The organism is Pseudomonas cyclaminis (assembly GCF_015163715.1).
Lineage (GTDB): Bacteria > Pseudomonadota > Gammaproteobacteria > Pseudomonadales > Pseudomonadaceae > Aquipseudomonas > Aquipseudomonas cyclaminis.
In genome coordinates this window covers 1-18,510 of record NZ_JADDUM010000069.1, presented here as the reverse complement: position 1 = coordinate 18,510, position 18,510 = coordinate 1, and the positions used below count along the sequence as shown (strand labels likewise).

Annotated in this window: 13 protein-coding genes and 2 pseudogenes; 8 read left to right on the top strand and 7 right to left on the bottom strand. The window is 60.0% G+C overall.

Going from position 1 to position 18,510, the window contains the following annotated elements:
- Positions 1-101 precede the first annotated feature (101 nt).
- From IQK56_RS10830 to IQK56_RS10820, 3 genes are read left to right on the top strand one after another with little or no spacing between them, the layout of a single operon-like run.
- Positions 102-476: a GtrA family protein gene (locus IQK56_RS10830; RefSeq protein WP_122307829.1), complete on the top strand. Its 375-nt coding sequence runs from the start codon at positions 102-104 to the stop codon at positions 474-476.
- Positions 473-1,465 carry a glycosyltransferase family 2 protein gene (locus IQK56_RS10825; RefSeq protein WP_193862631.1) on the top strand — a complete coding sequence of 331 codons (993 nt, stop codon included), beginning with the start codon at positions 473-475 and terminating at the stop codon, positions 1,463-1,465. Before IQK56_RS10830 ends, IQK56_RS10825 begins: the two co-directional genes overlap by 4 nt.
- A complete protein-coding gene (locus IQK56_RS10820) occupies positions 1,455-2,960 on the top strand; it encodes a glucosyltransferase domain-containing protein (protein WP_193901685.1) in 1,506 nt (501 codons plus the stop codon). The genes IQK56_RS10825 and IQK56_RS10820 overlap by 11 nt, the downstream gene beginning before the upstream one ends.
- On the opposite strand, the pseudogene IQK56_RS10815 reads toward IQK56_RS10820, so the two are convergent.
- From IQK56_RS10815 to IQK56_RS10805, 3 genes and pseudogenes are all read right to left on the bottom strand, one after another.
- A pseudogene (locus tag IQK56_RS10815) lies at positions 2,947-4,565 on the bottom strand (FMN-binding glutamate synthase family protein). The gene IQK56_RS10820 and the pseudogene IQK56_RS10815 sit on opposite strands and share 14 nt — an antisense overlap.
- Positions 4,566-4,645: 80 nt before the next feature.
- Positions 4,646-6,610, bottom strand: a complete 1,965-nt coding sequence (locus IQK56_RS10810; protein WP_246500198.1) for a glycoside hydrolase family 3 N-terminal domain-containing protein — start codon at positions 6,608-6,610, stop codon at positions 4,646-4,648.
- Between the two features lie 294 nt (positions 6,611-6,904).
- On the bottom strand, positions 6,905-8,536 hold the full coding sequence (locus IQK56_RS10805) for an OpgD/OpgG family glucan biosynthesis protein (RefSeq protein ID WP_150760519.1): 1,632 nt from the start codon (positions 8,534-8,536) through the stop codon (positions 6,905-6,907).
- A 258-nt stretch (positions 8,537-8,794) separates the two neighbouring features.
- On the opposite strand from IQK56_RS10805, the gene IQK56_RS10800 reads away from it, so the two are divergent.
- Complete coding sequence (locus tag IQK56_RS10800; RefSeq protein WP_122307825.1) at positions 8,795-9,067, top strand: type B 50S ribosomal protein L31; 273 nt, start codon at positions 8,795-8,797, stop codon at positions 9,065-9,067.
- A gap of 20 nt (positions 9,068-9,087) precedes the next feature.
- On the opposite strand, the gene IQK56_RS10795 is transcribed toward IQK56_RS10800, so the two are convergent.
- The 4 genes from IQK56_RS10795 to IQK56_RS10780 all read right to left on the bottom strand — a co-directional run bounded on the left by IQK56_RS10795 (position 9,088) and on the right by IQK56_RS10780 (position 15,131).
- Positions 9,088-10,458, bottom strand: a complete 1,371-nt coding sequence (locus IQK56_RS10795) for an ATP-binding protein (RefSeq protein WP_193862623.1) — start codon at positions 10,456-10,458, stop codon at positions 9,088-9,090.
- Complete coding sequence (locus IQK56_RS10790) at positions 10,455-12,269, bottom strand: DAHL domain-containing protein (RefSeq protein WP_150760521.1); 1,815 nt, start codon at positions 12,267-12,269, stop codon at positions 10,455-10,457. Before IQK56_RS10790 ends, IQK56_RS10795 begins: the two co-directional genes overlap by 4 nt.
- Positions 12,266-13,189: a cytochrome-c peroxidase gene (locus IQK56_RS10785; protein ID WP_193862640.1), complete on the bottom strand. Its 924-nt coding sequence runs from the start codon at positions 13,187-13,189 to the stop codon at positions 12,266-12,268. Before IQK56_RS10785 ends, IQK56_RS10790 begins: the two co-directional genes overlap by 4 nt.
- A gap of 64 nt (positions 13,190-13,253) precedes the next feature.
- Positions 13,254-15,131, bottom strand: a complete 1,878-nt coding sequence (locus IQK56_RS10780) for a putative bifunctional diguanylate cyclase/phosphodiesterase (RefSeq protein WP_122307822.1) — start codon at positions 15,129-15,131, stop codon at positions 13,254-13,256.
- 220 nt (positions 15,132-15,351) lie between these two features.
- On the opposite strand from IQK56_RS10780, the pseudogene nosR reads away from it, so the two are divergent.
- From nosR to IQK56_RS10760, 4 genes and pseudogenes are all read left to right on the top strand, one after another.
- Positions 15,352-16,652, top strand: a pseudogene (gene nosR / locus IQK56_RS10775) (response regulator c-di-GMP phosphodiesterase, NosR family).
- A gap of 48 nt (positions 16,653-16,700) precedes the next feature.
- Positions 16,701-17,114: an NUDIX hydrolase gene (locus IQK56_RS10770; RefSeq protein WP_122307820.1), complete on the top strand. Its 414-nt coding sequence runs from the start codon at positions 16,701-16,703 to the stop codon at positions 17,112-17,114.
- A gap of 23 nt (positions 17,115-17,137) precedes the next feature.
- Positions 17,138-17,776, top strand: coding sequence for a LysE family transporter (locus tag IQK56_RS10765; RefSeq protein ID WP_193862621.1), 639 nt, complete (start codon positions 17,138-17,140; stop codon positions 17,774-17,776).
- On the top strand, positions 17,773-18,279 hold the full coding sequence (locus tag IQK56_RS10760; RefSeq protein WP_150674849.1) for a GNAT family N-acetyltransferase: 507 nt from the start codon (positions 17,773-17,775) through the stop codon (positions 18,277-18,279). The genes IQK56_RS10765 and IQK56_RS10760 overlap by 4 nt, the downstream gene beginning before the upstream one ends.
- The last annotated feature ends 231 nt before the right edge of the window (positions 18,280-18,510 follow it).

Sequence of the window (18,510 nt, the reverse complement as noted above, 5' to 3'; positions counted from 1 at the left end):
CTGAATGTCTCAATTGCGCGCACGCCCTACCTGTTAATTCTGACAGTAGACGTTCGATTGGCGTCGTGGCTTGCTGGCAACAGCCGCAACGGGACGACGTAATGAACAGACTGTGGAAGGGGTTCTCCAGTTACACAGCCATAGGTATCGCCAACACGGTGATCCACTGGCAGCTGTTTTTTGTATTGCGCACGGCGTTCGACTTCAGCCAGGCCCTCAGCAACTTCCTGGCGTTTTGCATTGCGGCGTCTTTCTCTTTTTATGTGAACGCGATCTACACCTTTGCCATGCCGGCGTCGTTGCCGCGCTATGGGCTGTTTATGCTGTGCATGGGCGGCCTGAGCCTGGGCGTGGGCGGGTTGGGGGACCGCTGGCGGGTATCGGGCATCGTCACCGTGGGGGTGTTTTCGCTGGTCAGCCTGGTGTGCGGCTTCCTGCTGTCGCGCTGGGTGGTGTTTCGCGAGCGTGAACAATGAGGTTTTCGCTGGTGGTGCCCCTGTTTAATGAGGAGCAGAGCGTCGACCGGTTTTACCGCGCCATTCGCCACGAACCGGGTTTGTGCGCCCACAGCGTCGAGATCGTGTTCATCAACGACGGCAGCACCGACCGCACTGCCGAACATGCCAGGGCCATTGCCGTGGCTGACCGCGACGTGATGCTGATCAACTTCTCGCGCAACTTTGGCAAGGAGGCCGCGTTATTCGCCGGGCTCGAATACGCCACGGGAGACGCCGTGGTGCCGATCGACGTGGACTTGCAGGACCCGATAGACGTCATCCCGCAGTTGCTGGCCGAATGGCAAAAAGGCGCCGATGTGGTGCTGGCCAAACGCCGAGACCGTGCCAGCGATGGCTATCTCAAACGCCACAGTGCGTCGCTGTTCTATCACCTGCTCAGTCGCATTTCCTACACCCATATCGAAGAAAACGTCGGCGACTTCCGACTGATGGACCGCAAGGTGGTGGACGTGATCAAGGCCCTGCCCGAACAGCAACTGTTCATGAAAGGCGTGCTGTCCTGGGCCGGTTTCAGCGTGGCCATCGTCGAGTACGACCGCGCCCCGCGCAGCGTCGGCCAGAGCAAGTTCAACGCGTGGAAATTGTGGAACCTGGCCCTGGACGGCATCACCTCCTTCAGCACTTTGCCGCTGCGGTTATGGAGCTATGTCGGCGGGTGCATCTCATTGCTGGCGCTGGTGTATGCCGGGTACCTGGTGCTGGACAAGGTGCTGTTCGGCAATGACGTGCCGGGGTATCCGTCATTGATGACGGCGATTTTGTTTCTGGGCGGGGTGCAACTGATTGGGATTGGGATATTGGGGGAGTATGTGGGGCGGATTTATATGGAGGCCAAGCATCGGCCCCGGTATGTGGTTAAAGACATGGTCAGTCGCCAGGGGCATGCGCCCGAAGCAGCGGATCGTCGGACGCGCAGCGACGCAGGGGAGCAGAGTGATGACGGCTGAATGGTCGAGTAAAGAGAGCCTGGTATTTTTTTTAGTGGCCGTGCTGGTCTATGTGTTTCCGCTGATCCTGGCCGACTATTTTTACGTGGAGGACAGTTTTCGAGCAGCGTACGGGTATGCGTCGTGGCGTGCTGAAGGGCGTTTTTTAATTGATGGTTTTTATCATGCCCTGTCTATGTCAAATGGCGCGCCAGATATGTTCCCGCTGGGATTGCTGATGGCGTGCGTGGTCATGGCATTTGCCTTGAGAAAACTGGCCTTTCATTATTTTTACAACGTGAATCTATGTTCCTCATCGGTGGTGTTGCCGATGTTCTTCAGCCCCTTGTTTCTGAGCGACCTTGCTTATAAGTACGACGGGCCGGTGATCACTGTCGGGGTGGCGCTGGTGATATTTGCGATCACGCTCAAGTGCGAAAGAAAAGCCATCGAGTGGGGCGGTGGCATGCTACTGCTCTGCTGCGCGCTGTGTATTTATCAGCCTCTGCTCAATGTGTTTGTCGGGTTGTGCTGTATCGAGTTGTATAGAGCGATTATCCATAAAAAAACAACCCGCGACTTGGCGGCATTGGCAGGTGGACAGTTGACTCAAGCCGCCGCGGCGGCGCTGTTTTATCTATGGGCTGTGATTCCGTTCATGGGCAAGGAACGCCAGGGGCTTCTGGGGTGGAGTGACGGTTGGTTATTTATCGTCTTTCAGCGTCTGGAGAATGCTGAAGAGCGAATTCGCCCGCTCTACACAGGTGGCAGTGCATGGCTGTTCGCGGGGATGGCGATATTGTTTGTGTTGGGGTTTATATGGGCGGGTTGGCTGGCATTGCGTGACAGGTCGAAGGCTTCCAGCAAGGTCATGATGAGCCTGGCTTATGTGTCGATCATTCCGCTGCTGGTCATTTGCGTTCCGGGCATCATGCTGGTTTTTTTCCATGAAAACAGTGATTCAAGGGCCATGTTGGGAGCCGGACCTCTTTTGGTTTTTATGTTGCTGGTGATACATCAGTCGCTTAAGTTGCTGCATCGACATCTGACAATACTGTTGGTGTTGCCCATCGTTGTGCTGGTGTCTATTTCCTATAGTTACGGACGGGTTCTAAGTTTAAAGAAAACGTTGGAAACCAGTGTGATGACGCAGTTGGCCTACTCCATCAGTTCTTCCCCGGCGTTGGCGTCGGTAGGGGTTTTTTACTTCAACGCCAGTGCCCAGGATTACTGGTTGCCCGCCTCTGCCGGCACCGTTTCGATCATGCCGAGCATGCCTTATCTGTTGGCGGCCAACTTTCTGATTTTACCGGAAGCATTGGCCAGGGTCGGGATCACGAACGTGGTGCAAGCCAGCCATGAACATTCGGCCGGCGTACGACTGGGGCGCGATGCCCGCCCCGTCGTCGATAGTCTGTTCTACGCCATTTACGTGGAGGGTGGGGACGGATACATCGTCATGAAAAAACAGCCCGGCGAAAATCCCGACAGGGATTTCCAAATTAAGCCGCGATGATCTCGTGGGGCTCAAAACTGTCCGCCCGCGCCATCTGCCACATACGCGAATAGAACTCGCCGTTCACCTCGCCCGTCAGCAATTCCCCTGGCTTGAGGAACACATGCAACTGCGAGAACAGCTTGATCTCGGTCGCCGACATGCGTCGCACCAAATGCTTGGCCGACAGTTGCGATGGATGATCCAGGCCCGCCGCCGCGAGCATTTCTGCCAACGCCTTGAGGGTGTTGCGGTGGAAGTTGAACACGCGCTGGGCTTTGTCCGGCACCACCAGGGCGCGTTGGCGCAATGGGTCCTGGGTGGCGACGCCGGTCGGGCATTTGTTGGTGTGGCAGCTCTGCGACTGGATGCAGCCGATGGCGAACATAAAGCCCCGCGCCGAGTTGGCCCAGTCGGCACCGATGGCCAGGACGCTGGCGATGTCGAAGGCGCTGACGATCTTGCCGCTGGCGCCGAGCTTGATCTTGTCGCGCAGGTTCAGGCCCACCAGGGTGTTGTGCACAAACAGCAGGCCCTCACGCAGCGGCACGCCAATATGGTCGGTGAACTCCACCGGGGCGGCGCCGGTGCGCCTTCCTTGCCGTCGACCACGATAAAGTCGGGCAGGATGCCGGTCTCCAACATGGCCTTGGCGATGCCCATGAATTCCCACGGATGGCCCAGGCAGAACTTGAAACCCACCGGTTTGCCGCCGGACAGTTCGCGCAGCTGGGCGATGAACTGCATCAGTTCGATCGGAGTGGAAAACGCGCTGTGGCGCGACGGTGAGACGCAGTCTTCGCCCATCAGGATGCCACGGGTTTCGGCGATTTCCTTGGTCACTTTGTGCTTGGGCAGGATCCCGCCATGGCCGGGTTTGGCGCCCTGGCTCATCTTGATTTCGATCATGCGCACTTGCGGGTTCTGCGCCTGCACGGCGAAGCGTTCCGGGTCGAAACGGCCATCGCTGGTGCGACAGCCAAAGTAGCCACTGCCCAGTTCCCAGGTCAGGTCGCCGCCGTTTTCACGGTGATAGGGGCTGATGCTGCCTTCGCCGGTGTCGTGGGCAAAGTTGCCCAGCTTGGCGCCGTGGTTGAGCGCCCGAATGGCGTTGGCGCTCAGCGAGCCAAAACTCATCGCCGAGATATTGAACACCGACGCCGAGTACGGCTGTGTGCATTGCGGGCCGCCGACCATCACACGAAACGCGCTGGGATCACTCAGCGGCGCCGGGCGCATGGAGTGGCCGATGAATTCGAAGCCCGACTGGTATACGTCGATCAAGGTGCCGAAGGGTTTGTCGGCGGTTTCGTTCTTGGCGCGGGAGTACACCAGCGAGCGTTGCGAGCGCGAGAAGGGCAGGGCGTCGCTGTCGGATTCGAGCAGGTACTGGCGGATTTCCGGGCGAATGGCTTCCACCAAATAACGGATATTGCCCAGGATCGGGTAGTTGCGGCGCACCGCGTGGGGGCTTTGCAGCAGGTCGAAAATGCCGATCAGGCTCAGCACGCCGGTGACCAGGGTGACGGGCCATAGCCATTCATGTTCGATAAAGGGGAGGCTGGCGAGGGTAAAAATGACGCACACAGCAAAAAAGGCGTAGCGGCTTAGCAAGGACAGGCTCATACGGTTTCCTTGGTTCGGACTCTGAGGTCGATGGGGCATTCTGCGCCGCTAAAGAAAGCCCGGACAACCCATAGTTGTATTCAGCGATCGCGTGTAGGGCGCTCGGATTGGCCCGAGGCAGAGAGTTCGCGGCTGTCCGTGACCTCGAATCGAGTCTGAAGCGTGGTGGTTGAGTCGCCGCCGACGAAGACGGTGAAGGTGCCGGCCTCTATTACCGAAGAAAACTGTTGATTGAACAGCGCGAAGTCCTGTGGGCCAAGGTTGAAATTCACGCTGCGCGTCTCTCCGGGCGCCAAGTGAATTTTGCGAAAGCCGCGCAGTTGGCGGACCGGACGGGTCACGCTGGCGACATCGTCACGCAGGTACAGCTGGACGATTTCATCGCCGGCGCGCTGGCCGGTATTGGTGACGCTCACTTGCACGGTCACGGACTCGGTGGATGCCAGCCGCTCGGCCGTGATCCGAGGCGTGCTATAGCTGAACGAGGTATAGCTCAGGCCGAAACCGAAGGGATACAGCGGCGTCCATAGCTCATCGATATAGCCGGACTCATAACCGCCCGCACCAGTGGACGGGCGGCCGGTGTTTTTGTGTGCGTAGTAGAGCGGGATCTGCCCAACGTTACGGGGGAAGGTGACCGGCAGTTTGCCGCTGGGGTTGATGTCACCGAACAGGACATCGGCCACGGCGTTGCCCATTTCACTGCCCAGGAACCAGGTTTCCAGAAGCACCGGCGCCTGGCGCACGGTCCGTGAGAACACGAGCGGGCGACCATTCATCAGCACGATGACCACGGGCTTGCCGGTGTCCAGCAGGGCACGCAGCAACATGTCCTGGGCACCCGGCAGGCCCAGGTCCGTGCGACTGCGGGCTTCGCCGCTCTGATCTGCGCGCTCGCCAAGCACCGCGATCACCACCTCGGCTTGTTGGGCGGCCTGCTGGACTTCTGCGAGGTCATCAAGCGCGTTGCTGATGGGCGATGCGCCGGCCAGGTAAACCACCTTCGTGTCGGGGGAGACGGCCTGGCGGATGCCCTGCAAGACGGTGACCGAATCTTCAGGATGAGCCGCCGTGGCCCAGGGGCCGATAGTGGCTTCGGCATCCGTGGCCAGGCTACCGACCACCAGCACGTTGCGCAGGTGCTTGGGCAGGGGCAGCAGCGCGTCGTTGTTTTTCAGCAGCACAATGGATTTCTGCGCAGCTTCCCGGGCCAGGGCACGGTGCTGCGGCGTCAGGGTATTGGCTTGCTGCCGTGCCTCATTGCTGTAGCGCAAAGGGTCATCGAACAGGCCCAGGCGCTCTTTGGTCTGGAGCACGCGGCGCACCGCTGCGTCCAGGGCTGCCATGGGAATCTGGCCATTGCGCACCAGCGTCGGCAGGTATCGACGGTACATCTGGCTTGCCATGTCGACGTCCACGCCGGCGTTGAAGGCCAGCCGCGCCGTGTCGTTGGGGGCGTCCGCGATACCGTGCTGACTCAACTCCCAGATTGCGTTGAAGTCACTGACAATCAGGCCGGCAAATCGCCATTGATTGCGCAGCACGCCGGTCAACAATGCCGTGTTGCTGTGCAGGGGCGTCCCGGCTATTTCGTTGAACGAGGGCATGACTGCATCGACGCCCGCAGCGACTGCCGCTCGGAAAGGCGGTAAGTGCACTTCCTGCAAGGTGCGTTCCGACACGTCGGCGACGTTATAGTCCCGCCCACCTTCGGCCGCGCCGTAGGTGACGAAGTGTTTCGCGGTCGTCAGCATGAACGAGGTGTCGTGCGGCCCTGCACCGTGGAACCCCTGTACCTTGGCGCTGGCCAGCGCCGCGCCCAGAAACGGATCTTCGCCGCTACTTTCCACCACACGGCCCCAGCGCGGGTCGCGGGCGATGTCGACCATGGGCGCGAAGGTCCAGTGCACGCCGTTGGCCGTCGCTTCAATGGCCGCTGCGCGAGCGGTGCGCTGCGCCAGGTCGGGGTCCCAGGCCGAGGCTTCCGCCAGCGGCACGGGAAACACGGTTCGAAAGCCATGAATCACATCGAATGCAAATAACAGCGGTATCTGCAGGCGCGATTGGGTGACGAGGTGCTGCTGCAGCGCGCGGTCTGCTCGAAACCGTAGGCGCCAAGGATCGAGCCGACCGTGCCTCGGGCAGATGCGACAGTGTGCCTTGGTCGATGACAGGGCCGGTCGGTGTGTCCTGGATACCGAGCATGTTGAGTTGGCCGACTTTTTCTTCGAGCGTCATCTGTTGCAGCAAGGTTTCTACCCGCTCCTGGGCATTGGCCTGCGGGGCCGCCGTGCTGACACAGAGCATCATGCAAAGCAGCGTCAATCGCTGAAAAAACTTCATGGCCGATCGCTGTTGTCAGCGGTTGAAGCGACACCGATTGCCGTCGAGTCCGAGTGGAAGGGGTGGTATTGATACAGCCAGGTTTCCGACAGCGGTTGACCGTCCAGGCGCAGGAACAGGCGCAACTCCACCGGGTCCTTGCCGTCGACGGTCAAGTCGAACTGTGCTCGCCAATGACCGGCGACGCCATCTGGCACGGCTTCCGTGAAGACCAGACCCAGCTCGCCTCTGGAACAACTGATCACCGCCTCGGGCTTGACGCCCGGTGCAAGTTTTTCCAAGGGTGTGCCTTGAAATTCGACGACAAATTTACGCACTCCCACGGGACGCGGCTGGCCTGGCTGGCCGCCTTTGCCCAGGCGCGTGGCCACGCACTTTGCCAATGGCGCAGCGTAAGGCTCCTGGGCCAGCCAGTGCAGGCGATAGCGCAACGTATAGCGATTGCCCGCTTCGGCGGGGGCCGAAGGTACCCACATGGCGACGATATTGTCGTGGATCTCGTCATCGGTGCCATTTTCCATCAGTTGTACGCTGCCTTCGCCCCAGTCGCCCAGCGGTTCGACCCATAGGCTGGGGCGGCGCTGATAATTTACGCCGTCCAGGTAGTGGTCAAAATTGCGGTCACGCTGTAGCAGGCCGAAACCCTTCGGTTGATGGTCGCTGAACGCCGAAACTACAGTGCGCGGCGGGTTGTTCAGGGGGCGCCAGATGCGTTCGCCGTTGCCGGTCCAGAGTGCCAGACCGTCGCTGTCGTGGACTTCGGGGCGCCAGTCGGCAGCGGTTCGCTTGGCGGTTTCACTGAACCAGAACATCGAGGTCAGCGGTGCAATGCCCAGCCGACCGACGTTTTTGCGCAGGAAGAACGTGCAGTCGACGTCCATGACCACACCCTGCGCGCGGTTGATCACGAAACGGTAGGCCCCGCAGATACTGGGGCCGTCGAGCCGTGCATAGAGGGTCATGGACGTGGCATGCAGGTTTTTCGGCGCTTCGAACCAGATGTGGGTGAAAGCGGGAAATTCCTCGGCCTTGCCGGCCTGAGCCACGTCCAGGGCAATCGCACGTGCCGATAGACCGTATTGGTACAACTCGCCGATAGCGCGGAAGTACGACGCGCCAAGAAAGGCCACCCAGTCGTTCTGTTGCCACGGGAGTTTGGCCTGGTTGCCCAAACGGCTTTCCTGGATGCGAAAACCGGCGAATCCACTGTTAGTGGGCAAGGCATGGGCCGGGCTGTCGCCAGGCATGTCGAAGTTCGCGGGGTCGTAAACGATCTCGCGGGCGACGCCCTTGTCCACGGCATACACCCTTACCGGGGTACGAAAGAATGAGCCCAGATGAAAGAAGGTCACGGGAAATTGCCCCGGCCCCTTGGCAAATAGAGCTAACTCGGGTTTGAAGCGGATCTGCCCGTGGGCGGCGTAGTCGAGTTTCGCCAACAGCGCGTCCGCGTTCGTGTTGGGATAGCGGTAGGGTTTCAAGGCATCGGCTTGTGCCTGTTCGATCAACTCGTCGAAGGAAAAAGCGCGGGCCTGGTCGCCGCTATCGGCCGCCAGGGCACCCTTGCCCAGGGACGTGAGCAGGGCGGTCAGCGAGGCATAGGTAAGGAACTCGCGACGTGTGGACATGATGACCGTTCCTTGGACAAAGAGGATTTATCTTCACGATCAGCACGCCAACGGCCTGCAACCGTGTTGCTTGCCAGGAGTTTCGAGGGAGGGGAAGGTGTCTGTCTACTGTCAGAAATAACAGGTTCACGGGGTCGATGAGTTGGACAGGCGTGCGGTAGCGCGCTTTCAGCCCTTGTTGAAAAAGGTTCTCGTTTGGGTGTTTTGTTATGTTACTGTATAACGCATCAGGTACACCCAAACGCCCCCGGAGGCCCCATGAAAGCTGGTATCCATCCCGACTACCGCACTGTGCTGTTCCACGACACCGCTGCCGACGTGTTCTTCCTGATCGGCTCCACCGCCGACAGCGATCGCACCCATCAACACAGCGACGGCAACACCTACCCGTACATCCCGTTGGACGTGTCCAGCGCATCCCACCCGATCTACACCGGCCAGCAGCGCAAGACCCAGGTGGAAGGCCGGATTGCCGGGTTCAACAAGCGCTTTGCGGCGTTTGGGTCGAGTCCGAAAAAATCCGAGGAATGAGCATGATGCGGCGGCGTACCCTACGCCGCCGTCTGCCGAATCGGCAGCACCACGCGAAATCGCGTGCCTTGGCCCAGCTCGCTGCTCACCGAGATATCGCCATGGTGTTTCTTGACGATGCCGTAGGAGAGTGACAGCCCCAGCCCTGTGCCTTCGCCGACCGGTTTGGTGGTGAAAAACGGATCGAAGATTTTCTGCATGGCCTCCGGGGCAATCCCGCAGCCGTCGTCCGCCACCTCCAGCCACACATTCTCGCCTTCCACCCCATTGCTGATGGTAATGGTGCCGCGCTCCGGCCCCATGGCTTGCGCGGCGTTGATTACCAGGTTCATCACCACCTGGTTGAGTTGTGATGCCAGGCATTCGATTTCCGGCAATGGCGCATAGTGCTTTATCACATCCGCTTTGTACTTGAGCTCGCTGGCGACGATGTTCAGCGTGGAGTCGATGCCCTGCTGCAGGTTTGCAAATTGCCAGGTCTGGTCATTGTCGACCCGCGAGAAATTCTTCAGGTCCTTGACGATTTGCACCACGCGCCCGATGCCTTCCTTGGACTCCCTGATCAACAAGGGAATATCTTCCTTGAGGAAATCCAGCTCCAGCTCGTTGCGCAGTGCTCGGAGCTGTTCACCCTGCGCGAGGTTGTCTTCGGCCTGTCGGTAAGCCTCCAGCATCTGTTGCAACTGGTTGAAGTAGCCGTCGAGGGTGCTGAGGTTGGACGAAATGAAACCCACCGGGTTATTGATCTCATGGGCCACGCCCGCGGCCAACTGCCCCAGGGATGCGAGCTTTTCCGACTGTACCAATTGGCTTTCCAGTTGCTTGCGCTCGTCGATTTCCACTTGCAGCGCCTGGGTGCGCTGTTCCACCAATTGCTCCAAGTGGGCGGTTTGCAGTGAGGCGCGGCGGGCCATGTCCCATTTGTTGGCCAGGGTATTGGCCATCTGTTGGACTTCGATGTTGTCGAACGGTTTTTTCAGGATCAGCAAACGATCATAGCCGTGCAGGCGATACAGCAGGTCATCCCAGGAATAATCCGAATACGCGGTGCACACCACCACTTGCAGGCCAGGGTCGACTTTCCACAACTCTTCGATGGTCTTGGCCCCGTCCCACCCTTGGGGCATGCGCATGTCCACGAACGCCAGGGCATAGGGCCGCGTTTCTGCCATGGCGGTGGTGAGCAACCGCAGGCCTTCCTCTCCGCCATAGGCCGAGTGCAGCTCAAAGGGTTGTACCGTGGGTTTGCTGGTGTCGCCGAACAGTGCCGACTCCATATCATCCAGCGCCTGGTTTGATTCACCGGTGGGCATCAGGATCTTGCGGAAATCGTCGTGGATCGACGGGGTATCGTCGATCAGCAAAATGCGCCGGTTAGGGGGTTGGTTCATGGAGGACTTCCGGCAAGGGTGAGAGGAATCGTCAGGGTGAACACTGCGCCCAGCCCCGGCCCGTCGCTGCGGGCGCTGAGCTGGCCGTGCATTTCCACAGCGGCCAGGGCGCAGCTGTGCAGGCCGAAGCCGTGGCCTTCCTTGCGGGTGGTGAAACCGTGGGTGAAGATCCGGGTCATGTTCTCGGCGGGGATGCCTTCGCCTTCGTCCTTCACGCTGATCTGCAAGGTGGCGTCGTCCAATTGTTGCACCGCCAGGGTCATCTGCCGTGGCCGGTCGGTGAGGTTGGACATGGCGTACTTGGCGTTGCTGATCAGGTTGACCATGATCAGCAGCAACCGATGTTTGTCGGCCATGATTTCCGGCACCTGCTCATATTCCTTGACCACTGTGACGTGGTGGCGGCTCAGCGCGCCGGCGTTCATGCGCAGGGCGTCTTCCATCAGGATGCTGATGTGCACCGGCTCCAGCAAGGTGGACACACCGGCATAGGATTGTTGGGTAGAGACGATGTCCTTGATGTGGTCAACGCTTTTGCTCAGTTGCGCCAGTTCATCGGTCATGCCTTGCTGTTCGATGGCAATGGCCTCCACCAGTTGGTTGAGGTAGCCCGGCAGCAGCTTGCCCTTTTCATCCTGTGTCAGGAAGGTACCCAGGTCATCCGGGTGCTCGTTGATCAACTGCATGGCCTTGCCCAGTCCCAATGCCTTGCTGCTGCGCAGTTTGCGGGTGACCAGGTCGGCGGAGATATTCACGCTGTTGAGCACATTGCCGACGTTGTGCAGCACGTTGGTGGCGATCTCCGCCATGCCGGCCTGGCGGGCGCTGTCCAGCAGCTCGCTTTGGGCATCCTTGAGCTGCTGGGTGCGCCGTTCCACCCGTTGCTCCAGCGTTTCATTGGCTGCCTGCAAGGCGCGGTTGACCCGGCTGATCTCGGCGAAGCTGCGCAGCAGGCGCACCGTCAGATAGAGCAGCAATACCACCAACAACGTCGAGAAGATCAGCAGGTAGAGGTGGTATTGATGGTCGATTCGGTCAGCGGCTTGCTGGTCCTGATTGAGATGGTTGGTCAGCTCGTCCAGGCGGTCGGACACGGGGACTGCAGCAATGCGTTCGAGCAGGCTGTTGACCACCGGCTGTTCGCGCAGGATCAGTGAGATGTGGTTGCTGAGGATCTCTACCGGGGCCTGGAACTCAATCGGCAGGCGATCTTTGTTGATCGCCAGCTTGCCCAGGCCCACCAGGATGTCGGCGGCGCGCTCGTCGCTGGTGACCTGGGCGAATTCAAGGCTGCTGAGCAGAAGATCGTAGGTGTCGGTGGCGACATCTTGCAGTTGCAGGCGGCCTGCGTCGTCAATGCGATTGAACTGCGCCTGGATGTCATCTTCGGCGGTCGGCAAAAACGCCAGTGAGTTGCGCAGCACGGCATTGTGGGATTTGAACTGGTCGACCAACCGGGCTTTTTCCTGGATGGCTGCCTGATAGGCTTCTGTGCTGGCCTGCCAGCGGTGCAGGTCTTCGGGGCTGTGGTAAGTCTCACTGCTGTCCAGTGTGGCCCACAGTCGGGTCATGTCCGCGAGCGGTGTGACCAGCGGATCGTAGTTGTGGGTGAGCGCGATCCGCGCCTTTAGCACTTCGCTGTCCCATTGGGCATTGAGCTGCTTGAGCTGGCGGATCAAGTCCCTGGATTGGGTATAGGTGGCCGTTTGGTCGCGGGAGGACTTGAGGTACAGAAACACCAGTGTCGAGGCCAGCAGCAGGGCGATCAGGCCGAGCAAGAGTTGGCTGGTGCGGCGGCGGGTAAGGGTCATAGAGGCTTGCCCGCCCATTCGCCGGTCAAGGTCTTGAGAAACTGGATGATCAGGTCTTTGTCGTCCTGGGACGGGTTGCGCCCCAACTGGTACTTGAACATCACATCCACCGCCTCGGCCAGGGTCTTGGCCGAGGCGTCGTGAAAGTACGGCGCGGTGACGGCCACATTGCGCAGGCTGGGCACCTTGAACACATGGCGGTCTTCTTCGTCCTTGGTCAGCAGGTAGCGCCCCAGGTCTGATTCGACCGGGTTGCCACGCGCCTTGAAGTAGTCACCCATCACCCCGAATTTCTGGAACATATTGCCGCCGATATTCACGCCCTGGTGGCAGGCGATGCAGCCGTAATCCTTGAAACGCTGGTAGCCGTATTTTTCCTGGATCGTAAGGATCTCGGTATTGCCCAGCAGGTATTGGTCGAAGCGCGAGTTGGCGGTGAGCAGCGTGCGTTCATAGGTGGCCAGGGCGTTTTGCACGTTGGCGGCGGTGACGCCGTCGGGGTAGGTCTGTTTGAAGGCGTTCTGGTAGACGGGCAGGGCGGCCAGGTTCTGCACCACGGTTTTCCAGTCGCTGCCCATTTCCACCGGGCTGATGACCACTTGCTCGACCTGCGCCTCCAGCGTGTCCACGCGGCCATTCCAGAACTGCTTGAAGTTCAGGCCGGCGTTGAATACCGAGGGGGTGTTGATCTCTACCGGTTTGCCGTCGAAGCCCACGGAGAAAGGCCTGTTGTCAGCCCCCCCGGTTTCCAAGTGATGGCAACTGGCGCAGGAGAGTGTGTTATTCACCGACAGGCGTGGCTCATTGAACAACTGGCGGCCCAGTTCGACTTTGGCCGCGTCCAGCGCAGGCACTGGCGGCAAAGGCTTGAGCGCTTCGTCCAGGGGGGCGGCCGGCAGAGGCATGCTGAGCCCCACCATGACGGCCAGGCCCAAACCATAGGTTGAGACTTCATTCAAGCGAGCACTCCTTGCAAGCGTTGGACTATTGTCGGGTTATCGGCATCGCACAGCCGACCTGCAGCAACTGGGCGAAATCTTTCGCCGGCACGGCTTTGCTGAACAGAAAACCCTGGCCTTCCTCGCACTCCAGCGTTTTCAGGAAGTCCAGTTGTTCGGCGGTTTCCACCCCTTCGGCGATGATATTGAGTTCCAGGCTCTTGCCCATGCCGATGATCGCAGTGATCAACTGCGCGTCATGGCTGTTGGCGTTCAAACCGCTGACAAAGGATTGGTCGATTTTCAGCACATCAATGGGAAAGCGGCGCAGGTAGCTCAGGCTGGAATAACCCGTGCCGAAATCATCCAGTGCCAGGCGCACGCCCATGGCCTTGATTCGCTGCAGGATATCCACGGTTTCGTCGACGTTCTGCATCAGGACGCTCTCGGTGATTTCCAGCTCCAGTTGCGCCGATGGCAGGCCTGTTTCCTTGAGAACCGCCGCCAGGTTGTCAACGAAATCGCGCTGGCGAAAGTCGATGGCCGAGATATTCACGGAAACGCGCAAGGGGGGGAGGCCCATCATCCGCCAAATCTGCGTTTGCTCGCACGCCTGGCGCAGTACCCATTGGGTCAGCGGAATGATCAAGCCGCTGTCTTCAGCCACTGCAATGAAATCAACCGGGCTGACCCACCCCGAGCGCGGCTGAAACCAGCGTATCAACGCCTCCGCACCGACAATTTTCCCGGAAGCCAGGTCCAGTTTTGGCTGGTAATGCAACACAAACTCATCGCGTTCCAGCGCGTGTCGGATCGCGCTTTCCAGGTTTTGCTGGTGCTGGGCGCGCAGGTTCATGTCTTCGGTATAGAAACTGAAATTATCCGGGTCGCGTTCCTTGCTGGTGTGCATGGCGGTTTCGGCGTGCTTGATCAGCTCTACGGCATTGCCGCTGTCATTCGGATAAATACTGATGCCCAGGCAGGCGGTGACGCTCAGGTCATGCCCCGCCACATGGCGGGTGGCGCTGATAGTTTTAAGTAGTTTCTGGGCAATGTGCTGGGTTTGCTGAGGATGCTGGACATCGTTGAGCAGGATCACAAACTCGTCGGTGCCATAGCGAAACACCGAGTCGGACTCGCGCACTGCCGCCACCAGGCTTTGGCTGACCTGCTGGAGCACTTCGTCGCCTACCGGATAGCCCAGGGCGTTGTTGATACGTTTGAATCGGTCCAGTCCGATAAACATCACCGCCAATTGCGTGTCATGCCGACGGCCCAGAGCGATGGCCTGGGTCAGGCGGTCGCCCAGCAGCGTGCTGTTGGGCAACTGCGTGAGTGCGTCGTACTGAAGCAGGTGCGAGACCTTGAGCAATTCCTGCACCCGTTCTTCGATGGTGCGCTCCAAGCCAAGCATCTTGAGCGCGACGTCCTGGGCGAGCTGCCATTTCCAGGTCAGCGCGCTGGCCATCTGGCGGATCTCCAAGTGGTCGAAGGGTTTTTTCAGGATCAGCAACTGGTCGTTGTATTTCAGCCGTGCCTCGATGGCTTCGAAAGAATAGTCGGAGTAGGCCGTACACAGGGCAATCTGCAAGTTGGGATCGACGTTCCACAGCTGTTCGATGGTGTGCAGGCCATCCCAGCCGGGCGGCATGCGCATGTCAATGAACGCCATGGCGTAAGGCGCGTTGGCGGCCAGGGCCTGGTTCACCAGCTCCAGGGCGTCCTGCCCCTGGTAGGCAGAGTCGAGCACAAATAACTGGCGCGGCGGGGCGGCTGTGGCGCCGAACAGGGTTTCTTCGAGGCTGTCCAGGGACTTTTCGTCGTGTACGGCCGGGCAGAGAATCTTGCGAAAGTCTTCATGGATCGAGGCCGTATCATCGACGATCAGGATGCGACGATTGGCCCGTCCTGAGCTTGGGTTCATGGCGCGCTCCTCACCTGAAAAAAAGTTCGACGGCATAACGATTCCTTCCCTGGTTGCACGGCAGAGCGGGGCACTGACCTCTTGTGACAGCATAGTCGAGCTCCCTTGAAATCGGCGGCCAGTTGGCGTCAAATCAACCCCGCGCGTTAAGCGAGGGAAGACGGCTTGGCACAAGGGTTCAATTTAGCTCAACTCAGTTCAATTGGAAGGCGCAGCACGCATGGATGAACAACTGGCTACGAAACCCACAATCTTGCTTGTCGACGATGAAGAGTCATCCTCAACAGCCTGCGCCGCCTGTTGCGCGGCCAGCCGTTCGATGTGGTGCTCGCCGGCAGCGGTGCCGAGGCTCTGGAGATCATGGCCGCCCAAGCCATCGACCTGGTGATGAGCGATGCACGCATGCCCGGCATGGACGGCGCGCAATTGCTCGCCGAGGTCCATCGCCTGTACCCCGCCACCAGCCGCATCCTGCTCACCGGTTACGCCGACCTGCCGACGATCATCAAGGCGATCAACCAAGGGCAGATCCACCGCTATATTGGCAAGCCCTGGAATGACGAGGAACTCAAGCTGATCCTGCAACAGGCCCTGGAGCATCAGCGCCTGGAGCGCCTGACGCATCAGCAGAACGAGCAGCTCAAGCTATTGAACTCCACCCTGGAAAAACGCGTGGTGGCGCGCACCAGTGAGCTGCAACAGACCGCCGACATGCTCGACCTGGCCTACGACGAACTCAAGCGCAGCTACGTGACGGGCACTGAAGTGTTTTCGCTGCTTGCCAACCTGCGTTTACCCAAGGACAAACAGACCAACCGCCCGTTGATCGATCTGATCCGGGTCTACTGCGCCGCCCAGTCCATGGACGAAGCCAGCACCCGCGACTTGGCCATGGCGGCGGCGCTGTACAACATCGGCAAGCTGAGCTGGAGCGACAGCATGCTGGTTGAGCCGGCCGACAAGCTGCACAGCACCGATCGCGAGCGTTACCGTGGCTACCCCGCCCAGAGCGAATCGCTGTTGATGACGCTCGAACCGATGAAGGATGCGGCGCGGCTGATTCGTCATCATCAGGAGCGCTGGGATGGCAGCGGTTTTCCCGACCACCTCAAGGGCGAGGCGATTCCGTTCGGCGCTCGCCTCCTGAAACTGGCGGTGGACTTCATCGAGTTGCAGAAAGGCCTGATCCTCGAACGGCACCTGAACAGTGATGAAGCACTGTTATATATCCGCAAATATGCCGGGCGCCTCTATGACCCGGAGCTGATCGAGGACTTCGTCCAGGCCTGCGCGGCGTTTCTCAGCGACGTGACCTTGGGCGATCCGACCGTCAAGGTCTTGAGCACTCGTGAGCTGGCCGCCGGCATGATCCTGGCGCGCAATCTCAATGCCGATAACGGCATGCTGCTGCTCAACGCCGGCAAGGTGCTGAACCTGCCGCTGGTGGACAAGCTGATTGCGTTCGAGGCGATGGAAGGGGCCAAGTACAGCGTATTTATCAAGGAACCGGAGGAGGCGTGAGCCGTGTTCCATTCCCCATCATTCTTTTGACTTCAAGGCTTTCCCGTCATGTCCACCACCATCCGCATCGCCGCCGCTCTGCTTATCGGCAGTGACGGCCAGACCCTACTGGTACGCAAGCGCGGCACCCAGGCCTTCATGCAGCCCGGTGGCAAGATCGATGCCGGCGAGCAACCTGCCGAGGCCCTGGCCCGGGAACTGTTTGAGGAGCTGAACCTGCGTATTGATCCCGACGCGGCCGTCTATCTTGGCAACTTCTCCGCCCCTGCGGCCAACGAGCCTGGGTTCACCGTGCAAGCCGAGTTGTTCCAAGTGCAGATTGACGTGCCCGTCGCCCCTGCCGCCGAAATCGAAGAAGTCCGCTGGATCGACCCTGCCGGTGATGGCGGCCTGGTCCTGGCGCCGTTGACCCGTGACCTGATCCTGCCGTTCTATCGCTCATCGCTGACCACTATTGCCTGATGCACAGGCTCAAGGACTGACCCGTGATCCCACTCAACGACTTGCTGATTTTCGCCGCCGCGTGCCTGCTGATGGTGCTCAGCCCCGGGCCGAACATGATCTACCTGATCTCCCGTTCGATCTGCCAGGGCCGCAAGGCGGGCATGGTGTCGTTGCTCGGTGTGGTGGCGGGGTTCTTTGTGCACCTGTTCGCGGCGGCGGTCGGTTTGACGGCGGTGTTCCTCGCGGTGCCGATGGCCTATGAAGTGCTGAAATGGGCTGGCGCGCTCTACCTGCTGTGGCTGGCCTGGCAAGCGGTCAAGCCGGGCGCACGCTCGCCGTTCGAGGCCCAGCAATTGCCGCCGGACTCCACGCGCAGACTGGTGACCATGGGCTTTCTCACCAGCGCGCTGAACCCAAAGATCGCGGTGTTCTATCTCTCGGTGTTCCCGCAGTTCATCACCCCGGAACACGGTTCGGTGTTTACCCAGAGCCTGATGCTGGGCTTCACCCAGATCAGCGTGAGTTTCCTGGTGAACATGCTGATCTCGCTGTTTGCCGCCTCCATCGCCGCGTGGTTTATGCACAACCCCACATGGCTGTCGGTGCAGCGCTATTTCATGGGCTTTGTCCTCGCCGCCCTGGCCGTCCGGCTGATGGTTGAGCAGCGGCGCAGCGCATGAACATTCGTGCACTCGGGGCGGCTGATGCCCAGGTGTACCGGGCCTTGATGCTGCAGGCCTATGGCGTTTATCCACAGGCCTTTACCTCCAGCGTGGCCGAGCGTGCGCTGATGCCGCTGAGCTGGTGGGAGAAGCGCCTCGACAACCCGTTGGATCGGCTGCTGGGAGGTTTCGAAGGAGATGAGCTGGCGGGGATTGTCGGCCTGGCGTTCGAACCTCGGGAAAAGGCGCGACACAAAGTGACCTTGTTTGGCATGTACGTGACCGAGGCTTATCAGCGCAAGGGCTTGGGCCGACGCCTGGTAGAAGCGGCACTCGATGAAGCGCGCCAGCACCCGCGCCTCAAAGTGATCCAACTGACCGTCACCGCCGGCAATGATGCCGCGTTTGCGTTGTACCAACGCTGCGGGTTCATCCAGTACGGCCTTGAGCCGCTGGCGGTGCGGGTGGGCGTCGAGTATTTCGACAAGATCCACATGTGGCGTGAACTGAAGACCGACTGAGATCCAATGTGGGAGGCCCCACGACCTCTTCGACGTAGCGCTGTCGCGCAGCAAGCTGGGCGAAATCTGCGGCTCAATAAGTCTGCTTCACGCGGTTTGAGTGTGGGAGGGGCGGTGCGACGATTCGACTTGCCCCCGATGGCGATGGGTCTGAGTACATATCCGTTGTTTAGGTAACGGCCACCTAGGGTTCCGCTTTTACAGCGGCTCACTTTTTGGAAGAGCCCAAAA